The following is a 26957-nucleotide window of genomic DNA, read 5'->3' as shown; positions in this document are numbered from 1 at the left end:
CGGTACCCCCGTCTCAACCACCGGACCGCGACCCGGAGTTCAGCACCGCCTCCATCACCGCCCGGGCGATGGGCGCAGCCACCCCGCCTCCGGTGATCTCCCCCCGGTGCGCCGACCCGTCCTCCACCACCACGGCCACCGCCACCTTGGGCGTCAGGTCCTCCTCCCGCTGCGCCCAGGACACGAACCAGGCATACGGCGTACCGGCGTTGCCGACCCCGTGCTGCGCGGTGCCGGTCTTGCCGCCGACGATCGCACCGGGGATCGCGGCGTTCGTGCCGGTGCCCTCCGTCACCACGCCCTCCATCAGCTCCTTCATCAGATCCGCGGTTTCCGGGCGCATCACCTGGCGGACCGGACGCGGGCCCGCCGTCCACGCGGTGCCGCCGTCGCCCGTCGTCGTCCGCTCTACCAGGTACGGCTGTCGCAGCTGCCCCCCGTCGGCGACCGCCGACGCGACCATCGCCATCTGCAACGGCGTCGCCCGCGTGTTGTACTGGCCGATCGACGACAGCGCCAGCTGCGCCTTGTCGACCGAGGTGTCGAAGGTGCTGCGCGCGACCGAGAACGGCACCCGCAGGGCGGTGTCGTTGAAGCCGAACGCCTGGGCCGTCCTCGTCATGCCGGTGACCCCGACATCCACCCCCAGCTTGGCGAACACCGTGTTGCACGACCACTCGAAGGCGTCCCGCAGCGGAGCGTCCTCGCAGCCGTCGCCCTCGTTCATCAGCCAGGTCCGCGTCCCCGGCAGCCGGTAGGGGTCCGGTGACCTCGTCGGCCGGTCCAGGTCCGTGACCACCCCCGCGTCCAGCGCCGCCGCCGCGGTGACGACCTTGAAGGTCGAGCCCGGCGGATACGTCTGCCGTACTGCCCGGTTGAGCATCGGCTTGCCGGGGTCGGAGTTCAGCCGCTCCCAGGACCGTTCGGTGGCAGCCGCGTTCCCGGACAGGACCGAGGGGTCGTAGGAGGGCGTCGAGACCAGGGCCAGGATGCGGCCCGTGGACGGCTCCACCGCCGCCACCGCGCCCTTGCGCCCGTCCAGCCCCTCGTACGCCGCCTGCTGGGCGGCCGGGTTGAGGGTGGTCACGACGTCCCCGCCGGGGCTGAGCGAGCGCGTGAGGCCGTGCCACAGCGGGAGCGGTGTGAGCAGCGGGTCGGTGCCGGACAGCACCCCGTCCTGGGTGTGCTCCAGCAGCGTGGTGCCGTACACCTGCGAGGAGAAGCCGGTGACCGGGGCGTACAACGGACCGTTCGCGTACGTCCGCTCGTAGCGGAGCTGCTGACCGGAGTCCCGGGAGCCGGTGACCGGCTCGCCGGCCACCATGATGTCGCCGCGGGGCTGGCCGTAACGGGCGATCGCCGAGCGGCGGTTGGCCGGGTTGGCGTCGTAGGAACCGGCCCGGACGACCTGCACGCGGGCCGCGTTGACGAGGAGCGCGAGGAGCAGCAGGGCGCAGAAACCGGCCGCGTGCCGGATGTAGCGGGTCATGAGGCGACCTCGCCGTCGTACTCCCTGCGTGCCGTATGGCTCACCCGGATCAGCAGCGCCACGATCGCCCAGTTGGTGACCACCGACGAGCCGCCCTGGGCGAGGAAGGGCATCGCCATGCCGGTCAGCGGGATCAGGCCGGTCACTCCGCCGGCGATGACGAACACCTGGAGCGCGATGAGCGAGGCGAGGCCCACGGCGAGCAACCGGCCGAAGGGCTCGCGCAGCGCGAGGCCGGCCCGGTAGCCGCGCTCCACCAGCAGGCCGTAGAGCAGGAAGATCGCGCACAGGCCCGCCAGGCCCAGCTCCTCGCCCGCCGTGGCCAGGATGAAGTCCGACTTGACCGCGAAGCCGATCAGCAGCGAGTGGCCGAGGCCCAGTCCGGTGCCGAGGACGCCGCCCGCCGCGAAGGCGAAGAGCGACTGGGCGAGCTGGCCGGGACCCAGGCCCGCGTCGATGGAGGCGAACGGGTGCAGCCAGTCCTCCACCCGGCTGTGCACATGCGGCTCCAGCCAGCCGACGGCGACCGCGCCCAGGCCCGCCAGCAGCAGCCCGACCGCGATCCAGCCGGTGCGGCCCGTGGCCACGTACAACAGGACGACGAACTGGCCGAAGAAGAGCAGCGACGTGCCGAGGTCGCGCTCCAGGACCAGGACGCCGACGCTCAGCAGCCAGATGGCGAGGATCGGGCCGAGGACGCGGCCGGTGGGCAGCTGCATGAACCAGATCCGGCGGCCGGTGTACGCGAGCGCGCTGCGGTTCGCGGCCAGGTACGCGGCGAAGAACACCGCCAGCAGCACCTTGGCGAACTCGCCCGGCTGGATGGAGAATCCGGCGATCCGGATCCAGATCCGGGCGCCGTTGACGGCCGGGAAGAGGATCGGCAGCAGAAGCAGGACGAGGGCGGCGGCGACGCAGACGTAGGAGTAGCGCTGGAGCCACCGGTGGTCGCGCAGCATGAGGACGACCACGATGAACAGGGTCACGCCCAGCGTGGACCAGACGAGTTGGGTGGGGGCCGCGCGGTCGCCCGGGGTCTCCAGGTCCAGGCGGTAGATCAGGACCAGGCCGAGGCCGTTGAGCAGCACCCCGATCGGCAGCAGCAGCGGGTCGGCGTACGGCGCCCGCAGCCGCACCGCGAGATGCGCGAGCAGCGCGAGCACGCCGAGCCCGGCGCCGTAACCGGCGGCGCCGGGCGGGACGGTGCCGTATCTGGCGAGGCCCACCGCGCAGTAGCCGTACACCGACAGCAGTACGGCGAGGACGATGAGGGCCAACTCGATGCCACGGCGCCGGGGGAGGCGTACCGCGCGGGCGGGGGGATCCGCCTGTACCACGGTGGTTCCGGCGTTGGTCATGTCCGGAACTTACCCAAATAGTGGGTCTTGTGACCTCAGGGACTCAGCACCAGCGTGGCGGCGTCCCGATGGTCTCGATGTAACGGGCCGAACCCCAGGCCCAGGTGCCGTCCGTGAGCAGGTACCAGAGACGGTTGCCGTCGACGCTCTGACCCGGCGTCTTGCAGAAGATGGAGACGCGCTCGCCCCGGTGGGCCACCCGGATCACCTGGCTGCCCCGGTTGGGCGCGCTGCGCAGGTTCAGCTCGCTCGCGGTGACGACACCCCGGGCGAGCCGCTGGCCGCCGTCGTGATCGCCCTGCTCCCAGCTCTGCTGGTTCTGCTGGCCCTGCCAGCTCTGCCCGCTTTCCTGGTTCTGCTGGTTCTGCTGGTTCTGCGGGCTCTGCGGGCTCTGCGGGCGCTGCTGGTTCTGTTGCGTCTGCTGGCCCTGCCAGTTCTGCCCGCTTGGCTGGCTCTGCTGGTTCTGCTGGTTCTGCGGGCGCTGCTGGTTCTGTTGCGTCTGCTGGCCCTGCCAGTTCTGCCCGCTTGGCTGGCTCTGCTGGCTCTGCTGGCTCTGCTGGTTCTGCGGGCGCTGCTGGTTCTGTTGCGTCTGCTGGCCCTGCCAGTTCTGCCCGCTTGCCTGGCTCTGCTGGCTCTGCTGGCTCTGCTGGTTCTGCTGGTTCTGCTGGCTCTGTTGGTTGTCCGAGCCTGAGTCGCCGCCGCTGCCCCAGTCGTTGTCGGCCAGGGCGGGGGTGACGGCGGCGGAGGTGACGAGGGCGCCGGCCGCGGCGACCATGCCGAGGCGGGTGATGGTGGAGCGCAGGGACATGGGGGAGTACCTCCACGAATGGGGCGAACCTGACTAATCGCCACGTTAGGAGGACTCGGGTGCGGCCGCCCGTCGCACTGCGCCATCGGGGAGAGCGGGCCCGTGCTGAGGCAGCGTCAGGATCGCGACGGCCCCGCCGTCCAACGCGTTGGCGAACTCCAGCCGGGCCCCCAGCACCTCCGCCTGTCCCACGGCGATGGTCAGTCCCAGCCCGTGCCCCTTGGCCCCGCCCTCCGTGCGGAACCGCTGCGGCCCGTGCTCCACCAGGTAGTCCGGATACCCGTCCCCGTGGTCCCGTACGGTCACCACCGCCCCGTCGACGGTCACGGACACCGGCGCCCGTCCGTGCTTGTGGGCGTTGGCCACCAGGTTCCCCAGCACCCGCTCCAGCCGCCGCCGGTCGGTCTCGACCCGGGTGTCCCGCAGCACCACGACCTCCGTGTCGGTCCCCGACGCCCGCACCACCCGCGCGGCCAGCGCCCCCAGCTCCTCGCCGTCCAGTTCGAGCTGTTCCCGCCCGGTCTCCAGCCGGGAGATCTCCAGCAGGTCCTCGGTCAGCGTGCGCAGCGCCGCCACCCGGTCCCGCACCAGCTCCGTCGGCCGCCCCGGCGGCAGCAGCTCGGCCGCCGCGTGCAGCCCCGTCAGCGGTGTCCGCAGCTCGTGCGCCACGTCCGCCGTGAACCGCTGCTCGCTCAGCAGCTTGCCCTGCAGGGAGGCCGCCATGGTGTCCAGCGCGGCGGCGACCGCGGCCACCTCGTCCTGCGGCCGGCTCTCGTCCCTCGTCCGCGGGTCACCCACCCGCGCGTCCAGATCGCCCGCGCTGATCCGCCGGGCCACCTGGGCGGTGGCGTGCAGCCGCCGGGTCACCCGGGTCACCGCGAACGCGCCCACCAGCAGCGTCGCCCCGATCGCCAGCCCCGACGACCACAGGATCGCCCGGTCGAGCCCGGCGATGGTGTGCGCCTGTTGCGCGTAGTCGACCTCGACGGCCAGCGCCCGGTTCCGGTCGGCGGGACCGGCCGCCCACATCGTGGGCTGCCCGTGGTGGTCGGAGACCATCGTGCCGCGGTCCCCGGCCACCGCCAGATCCCGCAGCGCGCGCGGCAGCCCCGGCGGATCGACGCTCGCCCCCGGCAGCAGGGTGTCCCCGGCCTGGTACGCCTTCGTCGCGTCCGCCAGCCGCGCCAGCGCGAGGCTACGGGCCTGACCGACGGTCTGGTCCGTCACCGAGACGTGCACCAGCACGCCGAGCATCGCGGCGAGCCCGCAGCACATCACCGTGATGAAGACGGCGGCCTTCACTGCGAGCGTGCCGGCCCAGTGGGGGAGCGCGAGCCGCGTCATGGGGTCGCCGAGGGGGAGGGGGAGCGGCGGTGGCTGTGCTCGTGCTTGCCCAGGCGCAGCATCTCGTCGTGGGTGAGCAGCATCACCTTCTGGTCGGGGTCCCAGGTCCACTGGAAGCGGTACTCGTAGTCGGCGAGGTCGGAGGGCGCATGGATGATCACCGAGTGCCCGGCCAGCTCCACCCCGCTCACCGCGTCGTCGTTGGCCATCACCTGCACCACCCGGCCGGCCTCGACGGTGTAGACGCGTACGGCGGTCTGGGTGCCCGGCAGCAGCCGGAAACCCAGCGTCAGATCGGCCCGTCCGTCACCGGTGAGGTCCCGGTAGTAGCCCTTGAGCAGCGGGCACCGCTCGTCCGCGGGCTTGTGGCCGCAGTACGCCATCCGGCGGGCGGTCTCGCGGTACGGCGCCTTCGAGCCGGCGTAGTCGTCCGGGTGCTGGGCGATCTCGGCCCGTACGATCGCCACCGGGTCGACCCTGCGTATGTCGTCGCCGGGGGCGGTGACGCCCTTCATGGCCTCGGACTCGCCGTTGTCGTAGTCCCAGGCCGGGCTCGCGGCCGGGGACAGCTGGGGCCACAGCTTGGCGGGGCTGGTCGCGGTCGGCGTCGCTCCCGCGCCACGCAGCCCGCCCGCGTCACCGCAGCCAGCGGCGGCCGCCGCCAGCAGGGCGACGGCCAGCGCGGTGCGCAGGGGGCGGGTGCGGGGCATGGTGCTCCAGGGGCCGGGAGGGCAGGTTGCCCGATACACCCTAGGCGGCCGAAGAAACGATTACCTCCGCTACTCGATCGCCCCGAAGAAACGCTTACCCGGGCTCCTCGGCGGTCCCGTGGGGCACCGCTAGGCCCTCGATCACCGCAGGCCCCTCGGGCACGGCCAGGCCCCTTACTCGGCCGGCTACCGCTGGGCCCCTTACTCGGCCAGCTCCTCCAGCAGCCGGGCCGTCGGCAGCCCCGCCCGCAGATAGTCGACGAACAGATCGTTGTGCAGCGCCCACGGCGAGCGACGGGACCTGATCAGCCGTATCGCCTGCTCGGCGGAGTGGCCCCGGCGCACCAGGGCGTGCGCGACCACCAGACCCGAGCGGTTGTACCCGTGGTAACAGCGGACGAGGACCTTGCGGCCCGCGTCCAGCGCCTCGCTCGCGGCCAGGGCCAGGCGAATGACCCCCGCGAGTTGGGTGCCGTCCAGCGGTCCGTCGGGTATGGGCCAGACATGGTGCTCCACACCCGGGTCGGGCCCGTGGCCCGGCAGCCTCAGCAAGGTCTGTACGAGATCGAACTGATCCCGTACGACGGCGAACTCCAGTTGCCCGGCATGCCCCCGGAACTCGTGCCCGCCCATCCACAGACCAGGCACGATCTCGCTCCACGGGGCGTCCGGAGCCGGTACGTCGGGTTGCTTCCTGCGGGTACGCAACAACGCCTCCCCATCCCCCTCCAGTGGGGCCCAACTGCTCTCAAAGGTAACCGGGTTCTTGCCGATGGAGCACCCCGCCTGTTCCCATGGTCATGGGGTGATGGTGCATGAACGGACTGCGCGTCATACCGACCTGGAGACACGGTCAGGAACGGCTGTACGTGTGCCGCACGGACGGACACAACGTCGCCTGGTACGACCGTGAGGCGGCCAGGATCAACCTGCTCAGCGAGGAGGAGCGGGAGGGGGTGCTGCAGGCCCTGGGCCCCTTCCTCACCGGCCCGGTGGCCGTAGGGCCGCCCCCTGTGCCGACCCCGGCCGAGCTGGCCCGCCTCACCCTCCACCCGGACGACGACCTGGCGCCCAACCGCCCCGGCGAGGCGCTGCTGGTCGCCCTGGACCGCGACCCCGCCCCGGCCCACCGGCTGCGCCCGGACCCGCGCCGGCGCGCGCTGGCCGCCGAGCAGGCGGTCGGCGAGGCCCTGGACCGCCTCGACGGCGCGGGCTGGCACGCCCTGCACTCCGTCCCGCTGCCCGGCGGCGACCGCATCCACCACCTGGCGATCGGCCCCGGCGGCCTGTTCGCCGTCCACACCGTCCACGCCCGCAAGCAACGGGTGACGGTCGCGGACCCCATGGTCACCCTGGGCCGCCGCGACCCCCACCCGCTCCTGCGCCGGGTCCGCGCCGACGCCGACCGCGCGTCCTACGCGCTCACGGCCGAGGTCCACCCGGTCCTCGCCCTCTTCGAGCCCACCGACGTGACGGTCACCGTCCCCCTCCGCGACCTGCGCGTCCTGAAGGACACGGAGACCGAGGGCCTGGCCCGCACAGGCGGCGTACTCAAACCGGCGGACGTGGAGGCGCTGCACGCGATGGCCCGGGACCGGGGGACGTGGACGCGGGTGTGAGCGCGGTGGGGCCGGGTGCGCCTGCGGGGGACCCGGGGGGCGTGGTCGCGGGGGTAGCGCGCGGCGTGGCGGGGTGTGCCTGGGCGGGCACCGGGACGGTGGTTGCGGTGTGAGCCTGGTGTGGCCGGGTGTGTCCGCGGGGTGGGGTTCGGGAGGCGCGGGCTGTGCCTTCGTGGGCGGGCTGAACGGGCCCCGGCCCTGCGCTGTCGCCGCAATGCCGCTTCACCGGAGTCCCTACCGCTGCCCGCAGGGTTGTCGCCGGAGCGACCCACCGGCTTGGCCGCCGCCGTCTCTCGGCCTGGCCCGCCGTTCCCCGGCCTGGCCCGCCGTTCCCCGGCCTGGCCCGCCGTTCTCCGGCCCGGCCCGCCGTTCTCCGGCCCGGCCCGTCGTCCTCCTGGCCCAGCACCTCTCCCGACTCTCCCGACTCTCCCGCCGCCCGTCGGTCTCCGGGGACCCGAGGTGACCGCGCGACCTCCCTCGCGGTGACCCCGGGAGACTCGGGGTGGCTCACGGCAGTGATCCGGCCGCCTTCGGGTCGAGCAACGGGGCCAGCAGGTCGCCGTAGTCCTGGATGCGGGGCGCGATGTCCGGGGCCTGGAAGGCGAGTTGGCCCGGTGCGCCGCACTCCTCGACCTCGCTCCAGGTCACCGGCGCGGAGACGGTGGGCTCGGGGCGGGCCCGCAGGGTGTAGGGGGTGGCGGTGGTCTTGCGGGCCGCGTTCTGGCTCCAGTCGACGAAGACCTTCCCCGGCCGCAGACTCCGCGTCATCCGGTGCAGCACCCGCCGCGGCATGGCCCGCTCGGCCTCCACCGCGAGCTGCTTCGCATAGTCACTGACCTGCTCCGACGGCGTAGGCCGGACCGCGGCGAGCAGATGCAGCCCCTTGGACCCGGACGTCTTGGCGCAGGCCTCGATCCCGTCCGCCGCGAGCCGCTCCCGCAGCCACACCGCGACCTCGCAGCAGTCCACGACGGTGGCGGGCGGACCCGGATCCAGATCGAACACGATCCGGTCCGCGACCCCGGGATCCTGGACGACCCACTGCGGCGTGTGGAACTCGGTGACCAGATTCGCCGCCCACATCAGCGACGCCAGATCCTGGACGAGCACCATCCGCGCCGGCCCCTCCATCCGCGGCACCTCGGCGGTCGTGACCCAGTCGGGCGTACCGGGCGGGACGTTCTTGGCGAAGAAGACCTGCCCGCCGGGCCCGTCCGGATACCGCAGGAAGGACACCGGCCGGTCCCGCAGATGCGGCAGCAGCACCTCGGCGCTGGTGGCGTAGTAGTGCAGCACCTCGCCCTTGGTGAACCCGGTCTCCGGATAGAGCACCTTCTCCAGGTTGCTGAGGGCGAGCCGTCTGCCCTCCACCTCCGTGATGGGCGTCATACGATGAGAATCTCACGCAAACTCGTGCATAACGGCGGAAAACGACCGAAAGGGTGCTGCAGGTGAGGTCCATATGGAACGGCGCCATCTCGTTCGGCCTGGTCAGCATCCCGATCAAGCTGGTCAACGCCACCGAGAGCCATTCGATCTCGTTCCGCCAGATCCACACCGAGGACGGCGGCCGCATCCGCTACCGCAAGGTCTGTGAGCTGGAGGAGAAGGAGGTCTCCTCGGCCGAGATCGGCAAGGGCTACGAGGACGCGGACGGCACGATCATCCCCATCACCGACGAGGACCTCTCCCACCTCCCGCTCCCCACGGCCAAGACGATCGAGATCGTGGCCTTCGTCCCGGCGGACCGCATCGACCCCCTGCAGATGGACGCGGCGTACTACCTGGCGGCGGGCGGTGCCCCGGCCGCCAAGCCGTACACCCTGCTGAGAGAGGCCCTCAAGCGCAGCAACAAGGTGGCGATCGCCAAGTTCGCGCTGCGCGGCAAGGAACGGCTGGGCATGCTGCGGGTGGTCGAGGACGCGATCGCCATGCACGGCCTGCTCTGGCCGGACGAGGTGCGGGCACCCGAAGGAGTCGCCCCGGACACCAAGGTCACGGTCAACGACAAGGAACTCGACCTGGCGGACGCCCTGATGGACACCCTCGGCGAGATCGACCTCACCGAACTGCATGACGAATACCGGGAGGCGCTCGAGGAAGTCGTGGCCGCGAAGGCGGCGGGCGAGGCACCCCCCGAGGCCCCGGAGGCGGCCCCCGGCGGCAAGGTGCTCGACCTGATGGCGGCCCTGGAGAAGAGCGTCCGGGCGGCGAAGGAGTCCCGGGGCGAGGAACCGGCCGAGACCGGTGAAGAGGCGGAGGACGCGGAGGTGACACACCTCCCGGCCCGGAAGTCGGCACGGGCGACGCCCAAGCAGACGTCGGGCCGGAAGTCCACGTCGACGGCGAAGAAGACGGCAGCCAGGAAAACCACCGCTGCCGCGAAGAAGTCGACGGCCAAGTCGACGCAGGGGACGAAGAAGACGGCGACGAAATCGACGGCGAAGTCCGCGGAGAAAAGGACCACCGCCAAAACCGCAGCCAAAACCACCGCCAAGAAAACGGCGACGAAAACGGCAGCGAAAAAGACGGCGGCCCGCAAACGCTCCGCCTGATCAGCAGGCCCGAGCGACAGGCGTGATCACCACGCCTGTTGCTCGCGTCTCCTCGTCCCCCGGCGCCCGCTGCGCATTCACCAATAGTGTCGACGACCGGCGACGGCGTGCCCCATGGACCCCATGAGCCAAAGGGCGGCGCCGACCACCAGCAGGATGATCCCGAGGGTCCACAGGATCGAGATGCCGGTCAGAAAACCGACTATGAGAAGGATGACGCCAAGAGCGATCATCATGGCCTCCTATACGGGTTACCACTCTTGCTCTCCCGGTTACCCCCAAAAAGGCGATCAACCGCTTGCCTTTCTCACAGGCTTCCGGTGAGGTGTCCGCGGCCCGGTCGGGGGCCCCGGAGGCGGTTCACAGGATGCGGACGGGGATTGAGGGACTGCCGGGCACGGTCATCGTGCGCAGGAACCCATGTGACCGTCACCGGCGACGCGCAGATGCCGACGGTGGTGCTGGCCCACGGCTTCGGCCGCGACCAGAACATGTGGCGGCTCACGGTGCCCGCCCTGGCCGAGCAAGGAGAGCCTGTAGTAATTACCCCTGTGCCAGGCCCTGACGGCAGGCGTCGTACGACATCCATCCCGCAGTGCGAGCCGTCCTTGTTCGCACCAGCCTGGAGAAGGACTTCGTCTACCTGCGCCCGGACTTGAACCCCTCCGGACACGGGCGAGTGTCCCCCGCCACGGCTGAGCGCCTCGCCGAACTCCTGCGTCTGGCACTCGCGAGCGGCGAAGCGCCGGCGCTCTGACTGAGCTTCTTCAGAACGGTCACCGATCGGGTGACGTCCAGGGGCGCGGTTCTGGCCAGAACGGTGACAGTCGCCCTGTTCACCGACATCGTCAACAGCCGGTGCTTCCTCACTCGTCGGAGGGGCAGCTGAAGAAGCTCACTGATCGGCTTGTGTTGCTCGGGCTGGAGTCGGACTTCCCCCGCCTGGTCGCGGACGTCAACGCTGTCGGTGACGGGCTGATGCAGCCCGGGTCCGTACGCAGACCAACGGGCCGTCTGCGGGGTGTCGAGCCATCTATGATCCTGGAATCAGGCGGCTGCTCACCGTGTGTGCGCGGCGAAGGCGCCGGCCGGGCTCGGGCCAAGGGCTTGACTGCCTCTGTGAGCGTTACGCGGGTGACGTGCACGAGGGGCACCCCATCCGTGAGTCGGAGGGCCTGGTCCGGTAGCGGTATGCGGGTGCGGACGTACTCCGTGAAGTGGAGTTCGTGGCCCACGTCGGTGAGTGTGCTGCAGAGCTCCGGTGCCTCTTCCTCGTAATTGGTCTCGATCAGCACGGAGAACGGTAGGTATGTCCGGTGGAGTTGGTGGAAACGGCCTTCTGCCGTCTGTAGGGCGTCGTACGTGAACATCGGTTCGCCTGGCAGGATCCGGAGAGTTGGCGAGCGCTCTGGCAACAGCGTTGCGGTCTTGCTGTCCCGCTACGCGAAGTGCCTGGACGGACGTCAGGACGTCGCGAACCGGCGTATTGAGGATCTGCTTCGCGAGTACGAATGACGGTATGAGACGTGCCGGTGGTCCCAAGCGTGATGTCTGAGGCCTCGTCGTCTGCTTGGACCGTCAAGCAGGCCGCGTGGCCTCCTGCTCTGAGGCGAGCAGGCGCTCAAGACTCCTCCGCTCGCTGTTGAGCGCAGCAAGCATTCGCGAGCGAGCCTGCTCGAAGTCGGGCTCAACCTCGACGCCGAGGTCTTGGCGCAGGGCGACCCGCAGAAGGTACACGCCGTCGGACAGTGGACCGCTGAACCAAATTCCGGCGCGGGCGTAGGCCCCGGCGGGGTTGGGACTGGTCGGCAGCTGCTTCACGACGGTGTACCCGACTCCGAGTGCTCGGTTGAGGGTCGAGGCGATCTCATGGACGTGTTTAGGCAGAGCCATCTGTGCCTCGGAGTAGTTCTCCGCCCAAGTGTCTTTGGCGGCTTCGAGGACTGTCAGCTCGACGGTCTCACCGCGCTCCGCCGCTCGGACCGCGTCTCGGGCCGCGACGCGATAGGCACGGGCCGTGGTGTTCAGGCGGCCGTAGAGATCCCGCCTGGCTTCCTGCATCCGGTCCTGGCGGTCCTCGGCTCGTTCACGATCGGCCCGCTGGTTCTGCTCGCGAGTGACGCGCTGGCTGAGCACCGCCCCGCCGAAAGTCCCGCTCAACGTCCCTACGACACCGATAAGGGCGACGGCTAGCGTGGTCACGTCCATAAGATCCCCCAACTCGTCCGTTCGTAGCCCGCGGACGGCTCAAGACGGAGTGACAGGCTCATCCGGGCGCGGGCCCTCCACCCGAGCAGCCGTCCAACATCGGCACGACGATACTGGCGACCGCGGCTGCTGAGCCTGGTCGCCTGCGGGAATACCCCAAGATCCCGTCCACGCCTGGTCCACAGACCCCGACGTACGGCTGCTTTGGAGGCATACGGCTGCACATACGCGACGCTCTCTGAAAGTGTGGCGCGCGTGGCATTTCGTGGCGGCGTCGGCGGCACGGATGTCGTCCCCAGGACGCGTGAATGCACTAGCCGTGTGCTCATGCCGTTGACCATACGGACCAACGCAGCGAGCGGAGAGCTCTGATCCTGGGCAGATTAAGAACATGACTGACAGCGATGAGGGAGCGGCTACGTCCAGGAGAAATATTCTCGACGCTGTCCACAAGTGGGCTGCCACTGCCGCCGCTGTCGTCGCCCTAGCTCTTTCCGCCTATAATTTCGCGGACCTCCAAGAGCAACCTAAAGTAGACGTGACACTTCCTCATCTCTTGCGCATCGGGCTGGATGGCATGGACACTCATTTTTATGTTCAGCCAACGGTGTCTTCCAGGATCAAGACCCAGGATGTCGACGTCATCCGAGACGCACATCTCCAACTGACTCCCAGCGGTTCAATTTCGTCATCGAAAAGGCCGGACTTCTATTGGAAAGAGGTCGGGGTTTGGGATTTTGACCCGGTCAAAGAATTTATCTCGTATCGGTGGTCTGCCGATCCGGCCCCGTTCATCGTGAGCCAGGACAAGCCTCAGCAGCCGACATTCTTGTTCCAGGCTGACAGGTGGGGCTTTCAGCCTGGCCGGTATGAGGGAGCGCTTCGATTGAGCCGGACGGCGGAACATAGTCCACTGACCAAAAATTTCTGCCTGATCATGTCTGAGAAAGCTGTCAAGGAAATCCAGGGCGGAGCTGGTGATCGCTCGATCTACTTTTTCCGTAACGATCTCCCTAAGTTCGCGTCCAGTAAATATGCGGGCTGCTATGTGAGGGAAACGGACTAAGATCCCTGGCTGGCCCACAGTTACGACATTGCTTCAAGTGGCGACCCCCGGCCCGAGCGGGCGGAGTTTCCCTTTCGTGGGAGATGCTGCTGTGCAGGAGCAGGTTCCACGGCCAGTGGAGTGGGAGACGGAGCCGTCCGCACAGACTATGAAGGTTGGGGGGCTCGACGGGCCCATAGGCAACGCGCACGCAGGGGCCGTAAGCTCACACGCTCCTCACACGCAACGCATGAGCGACAACGAGAAGAGCGGGAGTCAGTGAGACTGACTCCCGCTCTCTCATGTCGGCATCCGCCCAGCTCAGCGCATGATTCTTGCTGGCTGTGTGGCGAGTGCCCCCGGCAGGATTCGAACCTGCGCACACGGCTCCGGAGGCCAGGGGAGACCGTTGCGCTTTTGTGGTGCTGACCTGCGGGGAGGGGTGGCCGCGGTCGCCGCTGACGAAGATCATTACGCCCCTATTACGTGAGCGGACTGTCGGGCGGTCCGTGCGGCCCGTATGGTCGAAGCATGATCTCGGGCAGCAGCGAGGGACCGGACGGCGGCGCGGAGTTCACGGCAGAGGGCCTGGAGCCTGTTCTCCGGGAGGCATGCGCGACGGCCGGACTTGACTCCCGCGGCGCCGAGTTGCTGCGGCTGGGTTCGAACGCGGTCTACCGCCTGGCGTCCTTACCGGTCATCGTCCGCATCGCGCGTGATCGGGCCGTGCTCGCCGAGATGGAGCGGGCCGTGAGCGTGGCCCGGTGGCTTGAGACGCAGGACTTCCCGGCCATGCGCGTGCCGGCGTCGGTCACCCAACCGCTCGTCGTCGGCGGCCTCGTGGTGACGTTCTGGGAGAGCGTCCAGGAGAACGAGGAGTACGGGACGGTCGGGGAGCTCGCGGATCTGCTCCGTCGCTTGCACTGGCTCGAAGAACCCGAGTCTGTGCACCTGCCGTACTTCGACCCGCTGGCCAAGGTGGCGGCATCCCTCGAAGGGCTGGACGGCATCTCGGCGGAGGACCGAACGTTCCTCGAAGAACGAGCATCGAGCCTCGGTAAGGACTACGACCGGCTGGACTTCGTCCTTCCCTTCGGCATGATCCACGGCGATGCCAGCATCGGGAACATCCTCCGCCACCGGGACGGGCACGCGGTGCTCATCGACCTGGACGGCTTCGCTCTCGCGCCACGTGAGTGGGACCTGGTCCAGACAGCGATGTTCTTCGAAAGGTACGGCTGGCACACACGGGCGGAATACTCGGAGTTCGTCCACCGGTACGGGTTCGACCTGATGAACTGGCCTGGGTACGAGACCCTTGCGGACCTGCGTGAGCTGATGATGGTTGCTTGGCTCGGTCATCAGGTCACGAAGAACGAGCGGGCTGCCGTCGAATTCGCCCGGCGGATGCGGTCACTTCGCACCGGGGAGGGCCGAGACGGATGGGGCCCGTTCTAGTGGCTAGCTGTATTGTTGGTCCTAACCGACCGCCAGGATTTCACCGAGTGCTGTTCTTGCGGTCTCAACGAACAGGTCCATGGTGTTCTTATACTCCTGATCGCCGTCAGTGAATGCTGCGAGTAGGTCGTCCTCCCGTTGCGGGCTCAGATTGTTGGTAAGTCTTCCCTCTACAAGAGTGGCAACACGCTCGTATTCAACGTCCATGATTTGTAGGCAGCGGACAGCAACAGCGGAGACTGGCTCCGGCCCCTCCAACTGCACCGTGTGGCTTGCTTGACTGGCCACGCTGCGCGCTTGTCGTGCAGCGATTCTCTTCTCTTGAGCGTCAGACGAGGGGGAGGATGTCGATTGCAGCACGTTGAAATATTGCCAATTTGCCTCACGTGCTTGGGTCATGGCAGTCAAAAGCGACTGATATGCGGCCAATCTTTGCTCACGCAGCCATTTCTTATGTTCCGCATGAAGCTCGCGTATGTGATTGCGCTCCTGAACGGACTCTTGGTGCGCTTGCTGCCGCTCAAGAGCTCTGTCTTTGCGTTTGTCGGAACGGGCATTAAGGGCACCGGTCAGGCCGACGCCCAGCAGAGCTGAAGCAGCTGTAATGATAGGAGTCAGCAGGTCACCCATGAATGGGTCCTCTCTCCTTGCTTGTCGGGCTAGGTAAAAATTAGGCTGCCGAACTTTGGGCTGCCGCTATCCATAGCCTGTGCTCCCTCACCTGCTCGGTAAACGTCCGCACAACTGCGCTGCTGCTCGCTGCTACGAGGTTCTGCCGGAAATCGGCGACGTAGCTGACGCAGCGGGCAGACTTGAGCTGCTCGCCCAAGTCGAGGGCATCGAGCGCCACGCGGCAGGCTTCATCGGCGTCTCCGGCGCGAAGGTGGGCGTCGGCCAGGACCATGGTCGCGAAGAAATCGCTCCGCACGTGGCTGCCGCTCATGGCGTTCTCGGCGTGGGCGACGGCTTTTCGGGCGCTGTTGACGTCGCGGAAGCAGTGGGCGGCCTCGGCAGCAAGTTCAGCCTCATCGAAGTAGCTGATCCATTCGGGCTCGTCGTCGCTATTCCGGCTCTCCAGTGCTTTCGTGGCTGCAGTCAGGGCGGCTTCGCATGCACGTACGTCCCCGGTGCGGGCAAGTGCGCGAGCCTCCATGGCGTGGAACTGGGCACGCAGTGTCGGCGTGGCCACAGGGGAGATGCCCATGAGCGCCGCGCGGGCGAGGGTCGCGGCCTGCGTGCATTCCGTCTCGACGTTGCCGAGGAATGGCCGGCTCGGGTGCGACTAGCCACCGGAGCGAGGCTTCGTTCCATGCGGGCTCTGAGGGCTCGGCCTGTAGAAGGGGCTCATACCGGTTGAGATCAGCGCGCCACAGCTGACCGACGGTATCGATCGCGCCTTCGGGGCTCGCTGGATAGCTGGCGTCCAAGAGCCCGGTGTCCCGCTCGCCCTCGTGGTTCAGCCCCAGCTCGGCGGCGCTGAGGCCGTACGCCTCGCACAGCAACGGACCGTAGAAGTCGTCCGGCGCGCTGTGGCCGTTCTCCCAACTGGCGATACGACGCTTCACGCTGGCGTCGGACGGGAGTTGGTGGCCGCGGCGGAGCGCAACCTGACGCAGCTCGCGTACCAACCTCGGCTGACTCCAGCCCCGGCCCGTACGGGCTCGCCGTAAGCGAATGCTGATCGGCTCCAGCGAAGACGTGACCGTTCCCTCCCCACCTGAGCACGGGTGCGACTTCTGGGGCGCACGACTCTTTGGCTTCACGACCGAATGTACGCGCAGTTCATTACCGAGCGCTGCAAGTAACCGTAGATCGAGGGTTGTTGATCGGTGACGGGGGATGACGCGTCCACGCCTGACCCGTCACCCCCCGTCACCTCTCGTCATCTGCCCTGGCCAGGTGGGTGCCCCCGAGCCTGGACACAGGGCGGCATTGCGGCCGCAACCCAGTCTCGACCGAGGTGAGTTGGCGTGCAGAGGATGACCAGGAGCGGCATGGAATGGCTGTCGGCGGCGGCAGACAACCCCGTCGAGTGCCGGCAAGTGTGGGCGGACGATCCCCGCATGCCGTGCCTGCTGCCGACCGGCCGCTACTTCGACGTGCTGAGCGTGGAACAGCGCCTCGGGATGGAGATGTTCGATCGCCTCTTGCGGAGCGCGATGCCGTTCGGACCAACGGTCATCGATCGCAAGGCACAGCGAGTCGGATTCTTTCTCTCCTCGCAGAGCCGCGAGACCTTCACGCACTACCTCGAACGTGAAACGTCCTCGCCACCGCCGTACCGGTACCTGAGCAGGGACTGTGCCGTCGTCGTGCCGGGACCCATCCCGCTGGCCGACGACCGCTATCAGTGGCTCCGCGCGCCTACGCGTCGACCTGAAGCCAATCCGTTGCGCCCTGTCGCCCTGGCCACTGCGCTGGTTGCTTCGGCGGAACTGTTGGCCAGGATCGACCGGTTCGACGAGCAGTACCCGACGCCGTACGCGGCGGTCGCCGTGCTCCCCGAGGAGACGAGCACGGATGCCGACTGAGCCGACCGACGGGCGTGACGCTGCCGCGTGGTCGCCTCTCGACAGCGACGGCTGGTATGCGGCGCGAAACGCGACCACCGCGCTGCGAGACGTCCTCGTTCGCGCCGGCCTGGAGAAGGATTTCCCCTACCTGCGCGCGGACTTGAACGCATTCGGACACGGCCTTGTCGAGCTGGGCCGAGTGTCCCCCGCCACGGCCGAGCGCGTTGCAGAACTCCTGCGCCTGGCACTCGCGAGCGGCTTCGGCCGAGACCGAAACAGCGACGGTGACGGACCGACCGTCGCCGAAGAACACCAGGGAAGGGCCTGACATCATGACCGACCGGCGCGGAGTAGTGGCCAAACGAGCGGAGAACCTGTCGCTGGGCGTGCCCTACGTGCGCGGCTGGAACCGCGCACGACAAAGCGCCGATGCACTGGCTGATCAGCTGGTGTTGCTCGGGCTGGACTCCGACTTCCCCGGCCTGGTCGCCGACGTCAACGTTTTCGGTGACGGGCTGGTACAGCTCGGGGGCGTTCGTCCTGAGGCGGCTGAGTTCCTGGCGAAGCTGATCACGGTCGGATTGGCCGCCGAGTCACATGTCATGACGACGGACCTGGCTCTGCTGTCTGCTCGGGAAGAGCCCGCGGCTTGAACCGTTCTTCAGCGATCTGTTGCCCTGCCGCTCGGCCGGGACCGGCGCCCCAGCGCCGCAGCCCGGACGAACGGCAGGGCCATCAGCTTGGGAAGCTAAGGGTATCTGCGGCCTCTTCCGGGGCTGACCTGGGGTGAAGCAGCGCCGGGGCTTGGTGGGCGGTCGTCTGGTTCCCCGGTGTTCCCCGTGGTTCCCCGCACGTTCTGGCACACGTCTGGCACGCGGAACAGGCTTCCCGGCGGCGACATCGTGTCCCTCCACCGCACGGTGCAGGAGTTCACGTCATCGGGGAAGCGGTACGAGTGGGAGCTGTTCGTGCGCATCTACTGGGTCGATGACCTCACGCTCTACCTCGACGTACTGCTAGAGCTGATCGCTCCCCACGTCGCGCGCCGGGGCTACGGCGGCTACATACACGACGAGTACGACATCGAGATGAAGACCTTCAACTTCCATGACAGAACGTACGATCCGGTCGAGATCTAAGAAGGTGGGTTTCACCATCAACGGTAAGGAACACCCCATCTTGCCTGACGGCTACCCCCTGAAGGAAACCCGTTCGGTCGGGGGGCTGTGACCTGGGGTTCCGACGTTGGCGTCTGCGGCTCGGCTGTCACTGTCGGTCGCCATTGGTCGGCCTCGGCGACCCTTGGACGGCCCAGAGACGGCCCGGCCTCCCGTTGTCAGTGGGCGCGGCTACGGTGGCGTTCCGCCAACAAGGGCAACGTCCTGGGGAGGGGCTTTGGGAGCGAAGACGGGCTTTCTGGTCTACGCAGACGGCGACGTGCCGGGGCTGCTGCGCGAAGCAGGCACAGCGGACCTCGCACGCACGGCCGACGTGATGCGGCGGCTCTACCCGGGCTGGGAGATAGAGGAGAGCGAGGGCTCGACTCTCTGGGACGGCGTGTACCCCCCGGAGGGGACGGCGTACGCGGCGAGCTGGCCCGGCGTCGAGGTCATCGGCGACCAGAGGGTGATGATCGACCTTCCCTCCGAGCTCCCGGAACACCTCGTGGCGGCAAGCGCCGGCCGACGGCTCGTGCTGCACGCGATGCACAGCGTCGTGGACTGGCTCGCGTTCGCCGTGTGGGAGGACGGCCGACTCGTCCGCTCCCTGAGCCTGTCCCCCAACAGCGGCATCATCGAGAACATCGGCGAACCTCTCCCCTTCGAACTGCCCTACTGGGCTGGAGACCGCCCAGCCGACGTCATGCCCTGGCCGGAGGAGGACGAAGAGCCGTACCCACTGCCGTTCCACCCCCTGGAACTGGGCGAAGACGCACTGCGAGCACTGTGCGGCTTCGTACTGGAGGGCCGCCCAGAGCCCGGCGACATCGACACGGACAGCATCCGACTGCACGGCTTCCGGGTCCGGGATCCGCTCGGCCATGACCCCGCGGAACGGGAAGCGGCGCTGCAAAAGATCAGGGAAACCATGGGCCCGCCGCGCTTCTTCACCATGGGCCCTGACGGCTCCCTGATCGAGCGCGACGGCCTTTAGCTCACGACCTCATCGTCCCGAAGCAACTTGGGCGGGGGTGCTGCCTTGGGCAGGCGTGGCTCTCACCTGCGCTGATGGTCCGCAGACGTCCGCGCTCGTCCGCGGCTGTTCGTCGGCGTTGTCACGCAGTTACTGACCTTCAATTCGTGATGTCGTCATGGTGGCTGGCGTCGGAGGCCGGTGCCGGTTAGACAGCCGTCGAGGACGTCATGACGGTACTGGAGCTGGCGTAAGCCGCGCCGGACAGCGGTGATCAGGTCTTCGGGATCGGCGAACGCGCGGTTGGCCGTGGTGGTGCGTCGCAGGACCGACCAGATGCCCTCGACTGGGTTGAGGTCGGGTGCGTAGGGCGGGAGTTGGCGGACGGTGAGCCAGTCACGATCGGCGATGTAGCGCCGCATCCCGGCGGTGAGGTGGGTGTTCAAATTGTCCCAGACCAGCACGATCGGGCCGCCGAGCTGCTGGTGCGCAGTCTGGATCAGATCGCGGTAGTCCTTCCAGGAGAAGCTCTTGCGCCCGTCTGGCCGGGCATCCGGGCAGGGCCGGTAGATCAGCCTTGATCGTTCGCCGGTCTTGTAGCAGGCCAGGGCGGCCACCGATAAGCGGCGGCGTGAGCGGCCCCGGACGCGGACCACGGGGGTGTGCCCGCGGCGGGACCAGGTGCGGGTGGCCGGCGGCGTCATCGAGAATCCGGCTTCGTCCTCGAAGACGAGCCAGGCGTCGAGCGCCGCCACGGCCCTTCCACCTGAGGCCAGGTCTCCTTCACCCAGCCGGCCACCAGATTCTCGTCCCGCTCGACCGCCCGCCTGGCGGGGACCTGGCAGCTCCAGCCATGCCGCCTGAGCAGGGCGGCCACCCCTTGCACGGTGTAGCTCTTGTGGAACCGGCGCCCGATCAACGTCTTGATCCGTGACAGCGTCCAGGTCTGGTCAGGCCAGCCGTGTACCACCGGCCCCTTGGCCAGCTCCCGCTCCAGCACCGCGAACAGTTCGTCGCTGAGCAGCGGCAGCGACGCCGGGCCCTTCGAAGCCAGGGCTCTCGATCCGTCCTGTGACCAGGCCTTGCGCCAACGCTGTACCGACCGGACGCTGACCCGCAGGTCGTGAGCGATGACTGCGCTCTCGTCGCCCTGTCTGAATCGCTCGGCTGCTTCCAACCGCAACTTCTCGCGGAACGCCCGCCGTTCCTCGGTCAGCCCGCCCCCTTGCGCATACCTCACGCAGTCGGCATACCGCAGGGATCATGAGGTGTCAGCCTCTACGACACCACGCTTTGAAGGTCAGTAGACACTCACGAAGAGGACGGTCGGACTGGAGGCGCTAGCATTCTTGGAGCAGAAGAGAAGCCACCGCACTGGGCTGTCCGGAAGCATGGTGTGTCGTTGTCAACTGGACTGTCCAGGCACTCTTTTGCACAGTCCGACCATTCGCACCCAGGGGGCCATGCGTGAGCGAGCAATGGAACGGCCATGATTCGGCTGTCGAGACAAGAGGGAAAGCAGTCGGCCGGCAGCGAGACATGGGCTTCACTCCAGTTCGCAACGGCATGGACTTCCTCCTCAGTGCCTTCGATCACCTAAGTCAGCGGGGAGGCGAGCCTGGCGCACGAGATTTGAAGTACGCGGTGCTACATCTACAGGCGGCCGTCGAGGTACTGCTCAAGGCCCGCCTCATCCGGGAGCACTGGAGTCTCGTGTTCAGTGATCCGGGCAAGGCGAAGCGAAGCGAGTACGACAAAGGAAGCTTCCACAGTTGCACCGTCCTGGGTGCAGTGGACCGGCTCAACAACATCGTCGCCCTACAGATCAGTCAGGAGCAGCGGAAGGCCATCAGTAACCTGGCGGACACCCGCAACGCGCTGACACACCTAGGCCACACCGGCAGCGTCTACGCCGTTGAGGCCCAAGCGGCACTGGTGCTCGACTTCCTGCTGACATTTATTCACGGAGAGTTGCGCCCGGTACTTTCTAGCGAAGGTCTCTTTGTCGAGACCACCATGGACCGGCTCAACGCTCGCTTACTGGAGGTCAAGTCGCTCGTTAAGCACCGATCGCAGCGTCTGATGCAAGAATTGGCACCGCTATCGGATCGCACGATTCAGTGCCCCGAGTGCCAGCAGTGGGCCGTCATCGTTGGGGAAGATGCTCCCACTTGCCGCTTCTGCCTGTTTGTGTGCGAAACACCACAACAAGCAGCGGTCCACCAAATGGAGCTTGAGGCAAACACTGGCGATGTGGAACTCTGCCCGTCGTGTGACGCGTACTCCGTAGCCATCGGCGTTAGGATGGCGAAGAATAAGTCGGCTCACCTAGACATGTGCCTCGGGTGCCTTACGGACTACACCGATTGGCGGCACTGTGACATGGGATGCGAAACATTCGTACACCCGGAGGCGGAACCGCCGCTTTGTGAAGCCTGCCTTACCGATATCGCTGACCGGTTCCACTAACGGCTCGAGCGCGACACCTCCCTTAACGGCCGCTGCCCCAGCAACATTCGATCCTGCGACCCCCGCTATAGGAGTTCGATCCGAGGTATGGGACTGCCCCTTTGGCCTGCCGAGCCGCTCACGCCGGGCATCGTTGCTGACTGCTGACTGCTGACTGCTGACTGCTGACTGCTGACTGCTGACTGCTGACTGCTGACTGCTGACGTCGTTGATGTCAGTACGGCTTGCTACCAACCTCCGCCGAACAGCGGTTGCAGGGTCGCGGCTACGCCCGACGTCACCGCGAGGATGCCCCCTAGGCTTGCCAGCGTGGTCGTCGCATTCTGGAAGAGCTCTTGGCGGAGCCGTGCCCACGTGCACTCCAGAAGAGCATCTTCAGCTTCTGCCACTTGTGCTGGCGAAGGTGACAGCCCATGAGAGCGCCACGGCTGTTGTTGCGGCACGAGCCCCCGCGCCCCTCCGCTCCGCACCACACAGGCACGTTAAAGAAGAAGTAGAAGGCGCTGACCCCGGATAGGACTAGCAGCACGACTGGTCCGAAGTCGAAGGTCAGCCAGCCGGCAACCAGTATGGCGAAGACGATCCAACCCCAGTACTTCCCGAATCCCTTCATGTGAGCTCATGATCCAGTGATGCCTGGAGTGCTGAAGTGGCGCGACTGGGGCGCACGGAAGCATGCAGCAGCGCGGGCCCCCGAACTCTCAGTTTCGGGAGCGGAGGTCACATGTGACGGTTCAGCCTGCGATCTCGTGCGCCTGCGCAAGGCCCATTCGCTCCGCTGACGGTCGACTGGCAGGCTCGTTGTCACTGTCTGCAACTATGGTTTCCGGAGTTGTGGCCAGAGAGCGCGCTGGGGCATGGACACGGGCGAGGAGCCCATGGCTTAGAGAGAGGAAGGACGCGGACAGCTCTCGGGTCGCCCCCCCCGACAGCCCTCGAGACTCGAAAAATCCATGCAGCCGTGTGTAGCGGATGCCTGTCCGTCACCTACCACTGCGTGATCTGGAGTTGCGAGCAAGCGCCTAGGGCATACACGCGTAGAGCCCAGCGCCGTCTTGCCGGTAGCGCGTGCTGTACCCTCTCCACCCACCTCAGGGCGTTTGACCCTTCCAAGAATGTGGTGGCCCTCAGACATAAGGGAGGAATACCTTGAGCGAACAGGCTGTACGTGCTGGGAAGCCACGGACAGTGGCTCGCGTTAGCCATATCAGCGACGACGGACAGACGACATTCCTAGAGCTAAGGGACGGGCGTACGGCTACGGCAGATCACTTGGAGCCCTTTGCCGATGTTGGCGAGATTGTTCTTATCGATCCCGATGATGGATCGACCGAAGTTGCTCCGAGGGACCTTTGGAGGGAGGAGGTCTGGGTTGGGGTGACGAAGCTCGTGATTGATAATCGAGTTGTAGTTGAAATTGGAGGTCGACTCCGTCTATTCCCGGTTCCGCAAAATTTGAATCTGCGTGCAGGACTCACGGTAGAGGGAACGGATTCGGAAGGGATCATAAGTATCCTCTCCAGTAAGGCGATCAGTTTCCTCGATAACTCGACAGACGACGCTCTTCCGGAGCGTTTTATCGTGCCACCCGATGAAAAGCTCTCTTTCGATGACTTCGGCGGCTACGGCGAAATTGTTACGAGAGCCCGAGAATTGATTGAGCTGCCGCTCAAGCATCATGCCGCTCTGAAAGACATCGGCACAAAGCCGATCAAGGGAATCCTCTTCTCTGGTCCGTCAGGAACTGGCAAAACGCTACTAGCTCGAATTATCGCCAATCACGCGGATGCCACCTTCTACGTCATTAGCGGGCCGGAGGTTCTCAGCAAGTGGTACGGTCAAAGTGAGGAGATTATTCGGCGCATCTTCGAGGATGCGAAGCGACGTGAGCGAGCCATCATTTTCTTTGATGAGATCGACAGCTTGGCGTCTCAGCGAAATGACGAGTCTCATGAGGCTTCCCGACGGGTTGTTGGGCAGTTGCTAGCGCTCATGGATGGATTTTCGCCAGACACTAATGTGATGGTTCTTGGAACCACCAACCGTCCGAAAGATGTGGATTCCGCCCTGCGTCGGCCGGGGCGCTTTGACTGGCACGTTGACTTCCCAATTCCTGATAGAGAGGACCGTGAGGCGATCCTTTCAACATCGGGGCGGAAGCTGCAACTACAGGAGAATATGCCCCATGACTGGGTGGCCGATAGGACAGATGCTTGGACTCCCGCCGAGCTTGCCGCAATTTGGACCGAAGCTGGTCTTCTTGCAGTTTCCGAAGGGCGTAATTCACTCCTGGCTGAGGATTACGTTGGTGGGTATGAGCGGGTAGCCAGGCAGCGTAGAGATTCGAAAGGGTGATCTTAATTGATTCGGCGACTCAGAGTGTGGTTCAGGGTGAAGGTTCTCCGCCGCAGACTTCACGAACTGAAACGACTTCGTGAGTTCATCTACCTCGATGAGGTGAGCGTTACTAGCCTGCTAGCGTCCATTCTTGGTGCCATCCCAAGTGAAATCACGGAAAAGCTTACGAACTCCACTCGCTCTGAGACTAGTGGTGGTGGTGAATATAAGTTGGCTTCAGGAAAGGTCAGTGCCGGGATAAAGCGTGAGGTCACCCGAACCAGCGATTACCAAGTCCTGCGGAAGGCGTCAATCCAGGCGACCTTTAAAGACCTATACGCGAGCGTCGAGTCGTCGCTCTTGGTTCGATCTGGGCACCTGCCGGAGTTGAAGCCAGCTGTTCGTAGAAGGATTCGTAACGCTTCGCCTGACGGTGTGGAAATTTATCCCTGGATTTTCAATTCGGCAGTGCTAAAACGTGGCCAACTCCTAGAACTTGAGGTCGAGCTGCGAGCTGATGCTATTTTTCGGACCAGTACAATTATTTCGAGCATGACCAACATTATCGGTCAGTCCCCTGCTCTTGCGGCAGAGATCGACACGCAAGAGATGAGAACAGCGATCGAGATTAACGGTTTCATCGAAGAGTTGATGGCTGGCCTAATCCCGATTAAATGCCAGGTTCTTGATTACGAGATTTCCAGCATCGCCGGACACGATTACATCGTTCACAGCTCTCTGTTTTCCGAACTCCCGCTAATCTATAGGAGAAACCGGAAACCCCTCCATCTGGTCGGTGTGGTCGAAGAGGCGCTCTTCTGGAAAGATATCAGGCGCGTACTATTTTCTAGCTCGCCTGTAAAGGTGCTTTGTCGAGTCGGGCGTGACCGGGTACAGGATTCCTGGAGCCCGGTCAAGCTTGTTGACGTACTCAAGGAGGTAATTCCTGATATGGAAAGCGCGATGGACGATTTCGGTCCATCGGCGCTTAGGGCGCTGACTGGTGGGGTGGATGACAGTCGCGATGTTTCGCAGCTGCGTGAGGCGGCATTGATTCGGTATGGTGAGCTTCTAGTTGATTCGCAGGGGTTGACCATGCCGGCAGACCTGCGATCGCGGATCACTGAAATTGCATCTACGAGATCTTCCCAGCTAGGTTCCGTCACCGCCAACCGTATTGTCTTCGGAGAGGTTGCCGAATGTGTATCTAATGGAATCTCTCGTCAATTTGCACCTGGCGATCTAGCCGGACTGCGTGGTCAAGCAATGTCTCAGTTCGGCCTTATGGTTGACGGTAGCCTTTCGGTCCGCCCTGAAAATTCTAGTGGCCGACTCGATGAAGTAGTCGATGGGAAATTCATCGATGCTGAAATCGTGGCGATCTACTGGTGACTAAAGCATCGGACGCTGCGGTCCGCCTCGAGGTTAAGGAGCGGGCGGTGGAGTCTCAATGTGCGAGTCAAGGGCCGTCGAGTGCGATCAGTAGTCGAAGAAGTGATGTTGCGCCATTGCTACCTCGGGTCCTTGTTCGCGGAGTAGCTCTCACCGGCGGGAACGCTGTCGTTGGCTGTCGTCGTTGGTAGTCGTTGGCCGTCCCGGGACGGCCCAGAGTCGGCCCGGCGGTCGCTCGCCACCGGCAGATACAAGCGTCTTCGGGCGGTCTGCGGCTCAGGCTCCTGCGCTGGTCGCGACGCAGACGTACTGAGGGGGTTGCGCCCCACCATCGTTAGGGAAGTCCAGGACGGCAGGGTAGGTCATCCGGGTGTCCGGATGGGACTGCGCGCAGTCTGGGGGGCTGTCGTAGAAGACGGATGTGCCGTCCGGTTGAATCGCTTGTCCGTCTGCGCCCACCAGATCAGCCCCGCACTGGTATCCCGGTGCGTTCATGAGCAGAGTGGCGTCCTTCCCCGCGCCGTCACTGCTGCCGGTCCAGGCGAGGCAGTAGCTGGATCCGGGATCTCCACCAGTGGCCGGCTCCGCGATGACATGGATGGCCTGAAGTGGAGTGGGCCCACCACAGAGCGCCTCGATGTCAGTCACGTACCAGGGCGCCCCCGGGCTACAGATGTCCGTCTTCGACTTACAGCTTGCCTCGCCGCCAGGGGTCTTGTACGTCACGTGAACGCATGTCGGCGCCTTGCTCGCCGAGGGCGGCACGGTTGTGGCCACCGAGGGAGCCGCCGTCGTCGACGGGGAAGAGACAGTGTCCTTCACTCCCTGAGAGCCTGGGACGCTGCGCTTCGCTGAAGTGTGGGTCGCGGCGTCGACAGAGTGCCCACCCCCCGGGTAGCGCAGGAACACAGCTACGCCTACCCCAAGGATGATCGCGACGGCTCCCCCCGCCATCGTGACCTTCCAAGGGAAGCGCGGGCGGGGGGTCTCACGGATGACAGGGATGTTCTCCAGAGTGTCGCCGTTGTGGAAGGCGAGCACTTCATCAGGACGCGGCGGTCTCTTCGGCGATTGTGGCGTACTCACGGGTCCCCCCGGCTTGCGATGCGTGAGGCTCACGGTAAGGACAGCGAGGTTCCCGTGCAGCGAACTGGCGGGAAGAGCAACATCGTTGTGATTCGCCCGATGGGATGGACAGGGCACCGCTCCAGGACCGCCTGGACTACATACGAAGCGGCGACCCCGGTGAGGTCCGCAGACAAGGCGCACGCTTTCCAACTCTGTTGGTGGGTTCGGGACCCGTGTACAGGGGCGTGCACCTGCGTTCATCGACGGCCAGCTCGTGGGCCACATCCCGCTCCTGGTCCCGTCTGAACGGGGCTGAATGAGACGGAAACTGAGAAGGACGGCCGTCACGAGTTCACTGAGCTTTTTCAGCGTGGCCACCGATCGGGTGAAGGCGTCGGGGTTCGCAACGCACGAGGCTCCCGTGCCGTTGAGGGAGGTGTTCGACGTCTCA

Annotated in this window: 23 protein-coding genes and 2 pseudogenes; 13 read left to right on the top strand and 12 right to left on the bottom strand. The window is 66.1% G+C overall.

The window, feature by feature from the left end; all coding sequences use genetic code 11:
* Positions 1-13: 13 nt before the first annotated feature.
* The 6 genes and pseudogenes from ACWCQ1_RS46275 to ACWCQ1_RS46250 all read right to left on the bottom strand — a co-directional run bounded on the left by ACWCQ1_RS46275 (position 14) and on the right by ACWCQ1_RS46250 (position 6417).
* On the bottom strand, positions 14-1489 hold the full coding sequence (locus ACWCQ1_RS46275; RefSeq protein ID WP_451029384.1) for a peptidoglycan D,D-transpeptidase FtsI family protein: 1476 nt from the start codon (positions 1487-1489) through the stop codon (positions 14-16).
* A complete protein-coding gene (locus ACWCQ1_RS46270) occupies positions 1486-2847 on the bottom strand; it encodes an FtsW/RodA/SpoVE family cell cycle protein (protein ID WP_208785624.1) in 1362 nt (453 codons plus the stop codon). Before ACWCQ1_RS46270 ends, ACWCQ1_RS46275 begins: the two co-directional genes overlap by 4 nt.
* A gap of 43 nt (positions 2848-2890) precedes the next feature.
* A pseudogene (locus ACWCQ1_RS46265) lies at positions 2891-3220 on the bottom strand (SH3 domain-containing protein); the annotation flags it as partial.
* 480 nt (positions 3221-3700) lie between these two features.
* Positions 3701-4999, bottom strand: a complete 1299-nt coding sequence (locus ACWCQ1_RS46260; protein ID WP_451029383.1) for an ATP-binding protein — start codon at positions 4997-4999, stop codon at positions 3701-3703.
* Positions 4996-5709: a hypothetical protein gene (locus tag ACWCQ1_RS46255; RefSeq protein ID WP_133044625.1), complete on the bottom strand. Its 714-nt coding sequence runs from the start codon at positions 5707-5709 to the stop codon at positions 4996-4998. The genes ACWCQ1_RS46260 and ACWCQ1_RS46255 overlap by 4 nt, the downstream gene beginning before the upstream one ends.
* 201 nt (positions 5710-5910) lie before the next feature.
* Entirely contained in the window at positions 5911-6417 is a 507-nt protein-coding gene (locus ACWCQ1_RS46250; RefSeq protein ID WP_133044626.1) for a protein-tyrosine phosphatase family protein, read from the bottom strand.
* A 107-nt stretch (positions 6418-6524) separates the two neighbouring features.
* Between ACWCQ1_RS46250 and ACWCQ1_RS46245 the strand changes: the two genes are divergently transcribed.
* Complete coding sequence (locus tag ACWCQ1_RS46245; protein WP_133044627.1) at positions 6525-7328, top strand: nuclease-related domain-containing protein; 804 nt, start codon at positions 6525-6527, stop codon at positions 7326-7328.
* A gap of 507 nt (positions 7329-7835) precedes the next feature.
* Here ACWCQ1_RS46245 and ligD read toward each other — a convergent pair.
* Positions 7836-8717, bottom strand: a complete 882-nt coding sequence (ligD, locus tag ACWCQ1_RS46240) for a non-homologous end-joining DNA ligase (protein WP_451029382.1) — start codon at positions 8715-8717, stop codon at positions 7836-7838.
* A 62-nt stretch (positions 8718-8779) separates the two neighbouring features.
* On the opposite strand from ligD, the gene ku reads away from it, so the two are divergent.
* Positions 8780-9883, top strand: a complete 1104-nt coding sequence (gene ku, locus ACWCQ1_RS46235) for a non-homologous end joining protein Ku (RefSeq protein WP_358593994.1) — start codon at positions 8780-8782, stop codon at positions 9881-9883.
* A gap of 77 nt (positions 9884-9960) precedes the next feature.
* Here the strand turns inward: ku and ACWCQ1_RS46230 are convergent, their stop codons facing one another.
* Entirely contained in the window at positions 9961-10116 is a 156-nt protein-coding gene (locus ACWCQ1_RS46230) for a DUF6131 family protein (protein WP_244373650.1), read from the bottom strand.
* A 362-nt stretch (positions 10117-10478) separates the two neighbouring features.
* Between ACWCQ1_RS46230 and ACWCQ1_RS46225 the strand changes: the two genes are divergently transcribed.
* The gene (locus tag ACWCQ1_RS46225) at positions 10479-10640 is read left to right on the top strand and encodes a hypothetical protein (RefSeq protein ID WP_451029388.1); all 162 of its coding nucleotides are present in this window, start codon (positions 10479-10481) and stop codon (positions 10638-10640) included.
* A gap of 821 nt (positions 10641-11461) precedes the next feature.
* Here the strand turns inward: ACWCQ1_RS46225 and ACWCQ1_RS46220 are convergent.
* The gene (locus tag ACWCQ1_RS46220) at positions 11462-12091 is read right to left on the bottom strand and encodes a hypothetical protein (RefSeq protein ID WP_451029381.1); all 630 of its coding nucleotides are present in this window, start codon (positions 12089-12091) and stop codon (positions 11462-11464) included.
* 391 nt (positions 12092-12482) lie between these two features.
* On the opposite strand from ACWCQ1_RS46220, the gene ACWCQ1_RS46215 reads away from it, so the two are divergent.
* Both ACWCQ1_RS46215 and ACWCQ1_RS46210 read left to right on the top strand, forming a co-directional pair.
* Complete coding sequence (locus tag ACWCQ1_RS46215; protein WP_451029380.1) at positions 12483-13157, top strand: hypothetical protein; 675 nt, start codon at positions 12483-12485, stop codon at positions 13155-13157.
* Positions 13158-13667: 510 nt separating this feature from the next.
* Complete coding sequence (locus tag ACWCQ1_RS46210) at positions 13668-14594, top strand: phosphotransferase family protein (protein WP_451029379.1); 927 nt, start codon at positions 13668-13670, stop codon at positions 14592-14594.
* A gap of 21 nt (positions 14595-14615) precedes the next feature.
* Here the strand turns inward: ACWCQ1_RS46210 and ACWCQ1_RS46205 are convergent, their stop codons facing one another.
* Positions 14616-15224, bottom strand: coding sequence for a hypothetical protein (locus ACWCQ1_RS46205; RefSeq protein ID WP_451029378.1), 609 nt, complete (start codon positions 15222-15224; stop codon positions 14616-14618).
* A gap of 40 nt (positions 15225-15264) precedes the next feature.
* Positions 15265-16159, bottom strand: a pseudogene (locus tag ACWCQ1_RS46200) (hypothetical protein).
* A gap of 405 nt (positions 16160-16564) precedes the next feature.
* Between ACWCQ1_RS46200 and ACWCQ1_RS46195 the strand changes: the two are divergent.
* From ACWCQ1_RS46195 to ACWCQ1_RS46175, 5 genes are all read left to right on the top strand, one after another.
* Positions 16565-17125: a bifunctional DNA primase/polymerase gene (locus tag ACWCQ1_RS46195; RefSeq protein WP_451029377.1), complete on the top strand. Its 561-nt coding sequence runs from the start codon at positions 16565-16567 to the stop codon at positions 17123-17125.
* Complete coding sequence (locus ACWCQ1_RS46190; RefSeq protein ID WP_451029376.1) at positions 17115-17435, top strand: hypothetical protein; 321 nt, start codon at positions 17115-17117, stop codon at positions 17433-17435. The genes ACWCQ1_RS46195 and ACWCQ1_RS46190 overlap by 11 nt, the downstream gene beginning before the upstream one ends.
* Positions 17436-17439: 4 nt before the next feature.
* The gene (locus tag ACWCQ1_RS46185) at positions 17440-17760 is read left to right on the top strand and encodes a hypothetical protein (protein WP_451029375.1); all 321 of its coding nucleotides are present in this window, start codon (positions 17440-17442) and stop codon (positions 17758-17760) included.
* Between the two features lie 249 nt (positions 17761-18009).
* A complete protein-coding gene (locus ACWCQ1_RS46180) occupies positions 18010-18246 on the top strand; it encodes a hypothetical protein (RefSeq protein ID WP_451029374.1) in 237 nt (78 codons plus the stop codon).
* 256 nt (positions 18247-18502) lie between these two features.
* Positions 18503-19261, top strand: coding sequence for a DUF6928 family protein (locus tag ACWCQ1_RS46175; RefSeq protein WP_451029373.1), 759 nt, complete (start codon positions 18503-18505; stop codon positions 19259-19261).
* Between the two features lie 155 nt (positions 19262-19416).
* Here the strand turns inward: ACWCQ1_RS46175 and ACWCQ1_RS46170 are convergent.
* Positions 19417-20480 (bottom strand): IS630 family transposase gene (locus tag ACWCQ1_RS46170; RefSeq protein ID WP_451029372.1). Its coding sequence is split into 2 segments (ribosomal slippage): positions 19417-20034 and positions 20037-20480, totalling 1062 coding nucleotides; the frame shifts between segments, so codons are not numbered across the junction.
* 227 nt (positions 20481-20707) lie between these two features.
* Between ACWCQ1_RS46170 and ACWCQ1_RS46165 the strand changes: the two genes are divergently transcribed.
* The 3 genes from ACWCQ1_RS46165 (at position 20708) to ACWCQ1_RS46155 (ending at position 25438) form a co-directional block, all read left to right on the top strand.
* Positions 20708-21709, top strand: coding sequence for a hypothetical protein (locus ACWCQ1_RS46165; RefSeq protein WP_451029371.1), 1002 nt, complete (start codon positions 20708-20710; stop codon positions 21707-21709).
* A gap of 1377 nt (positions 21710-23086) precedes the next feature.
* A complete protein-coding gene (locus ACWCQ1_RS46160) occupies positions 23087-24064 on the top strand; it encodes an ATP-binding protein (RefSeq protein WP_451029370.1) in 978 nt (325 codons plus the stop codon).
* 36 nt (positions 24065-24100) lie between these two features.
* Positions 24101-25438, top strand: coding sequence for a DUF6414 family protein (locus ACWCQ1_RS46155; RefSeq protein ID WP_451029369.1), 1338 nt, complete (start codon positions 24101-24103; stop codon positions 25436-25438).
* Positions 25439-26957 lie beyond the last annotated feature (1519 nt).

The sequence above is a fragment of the Streptomyces sp. NPDC002144 genome, assembly GCF_053593695.1.
This window is presented reverse-complemented; position numbering and strand designations above follow the sequence as displayed.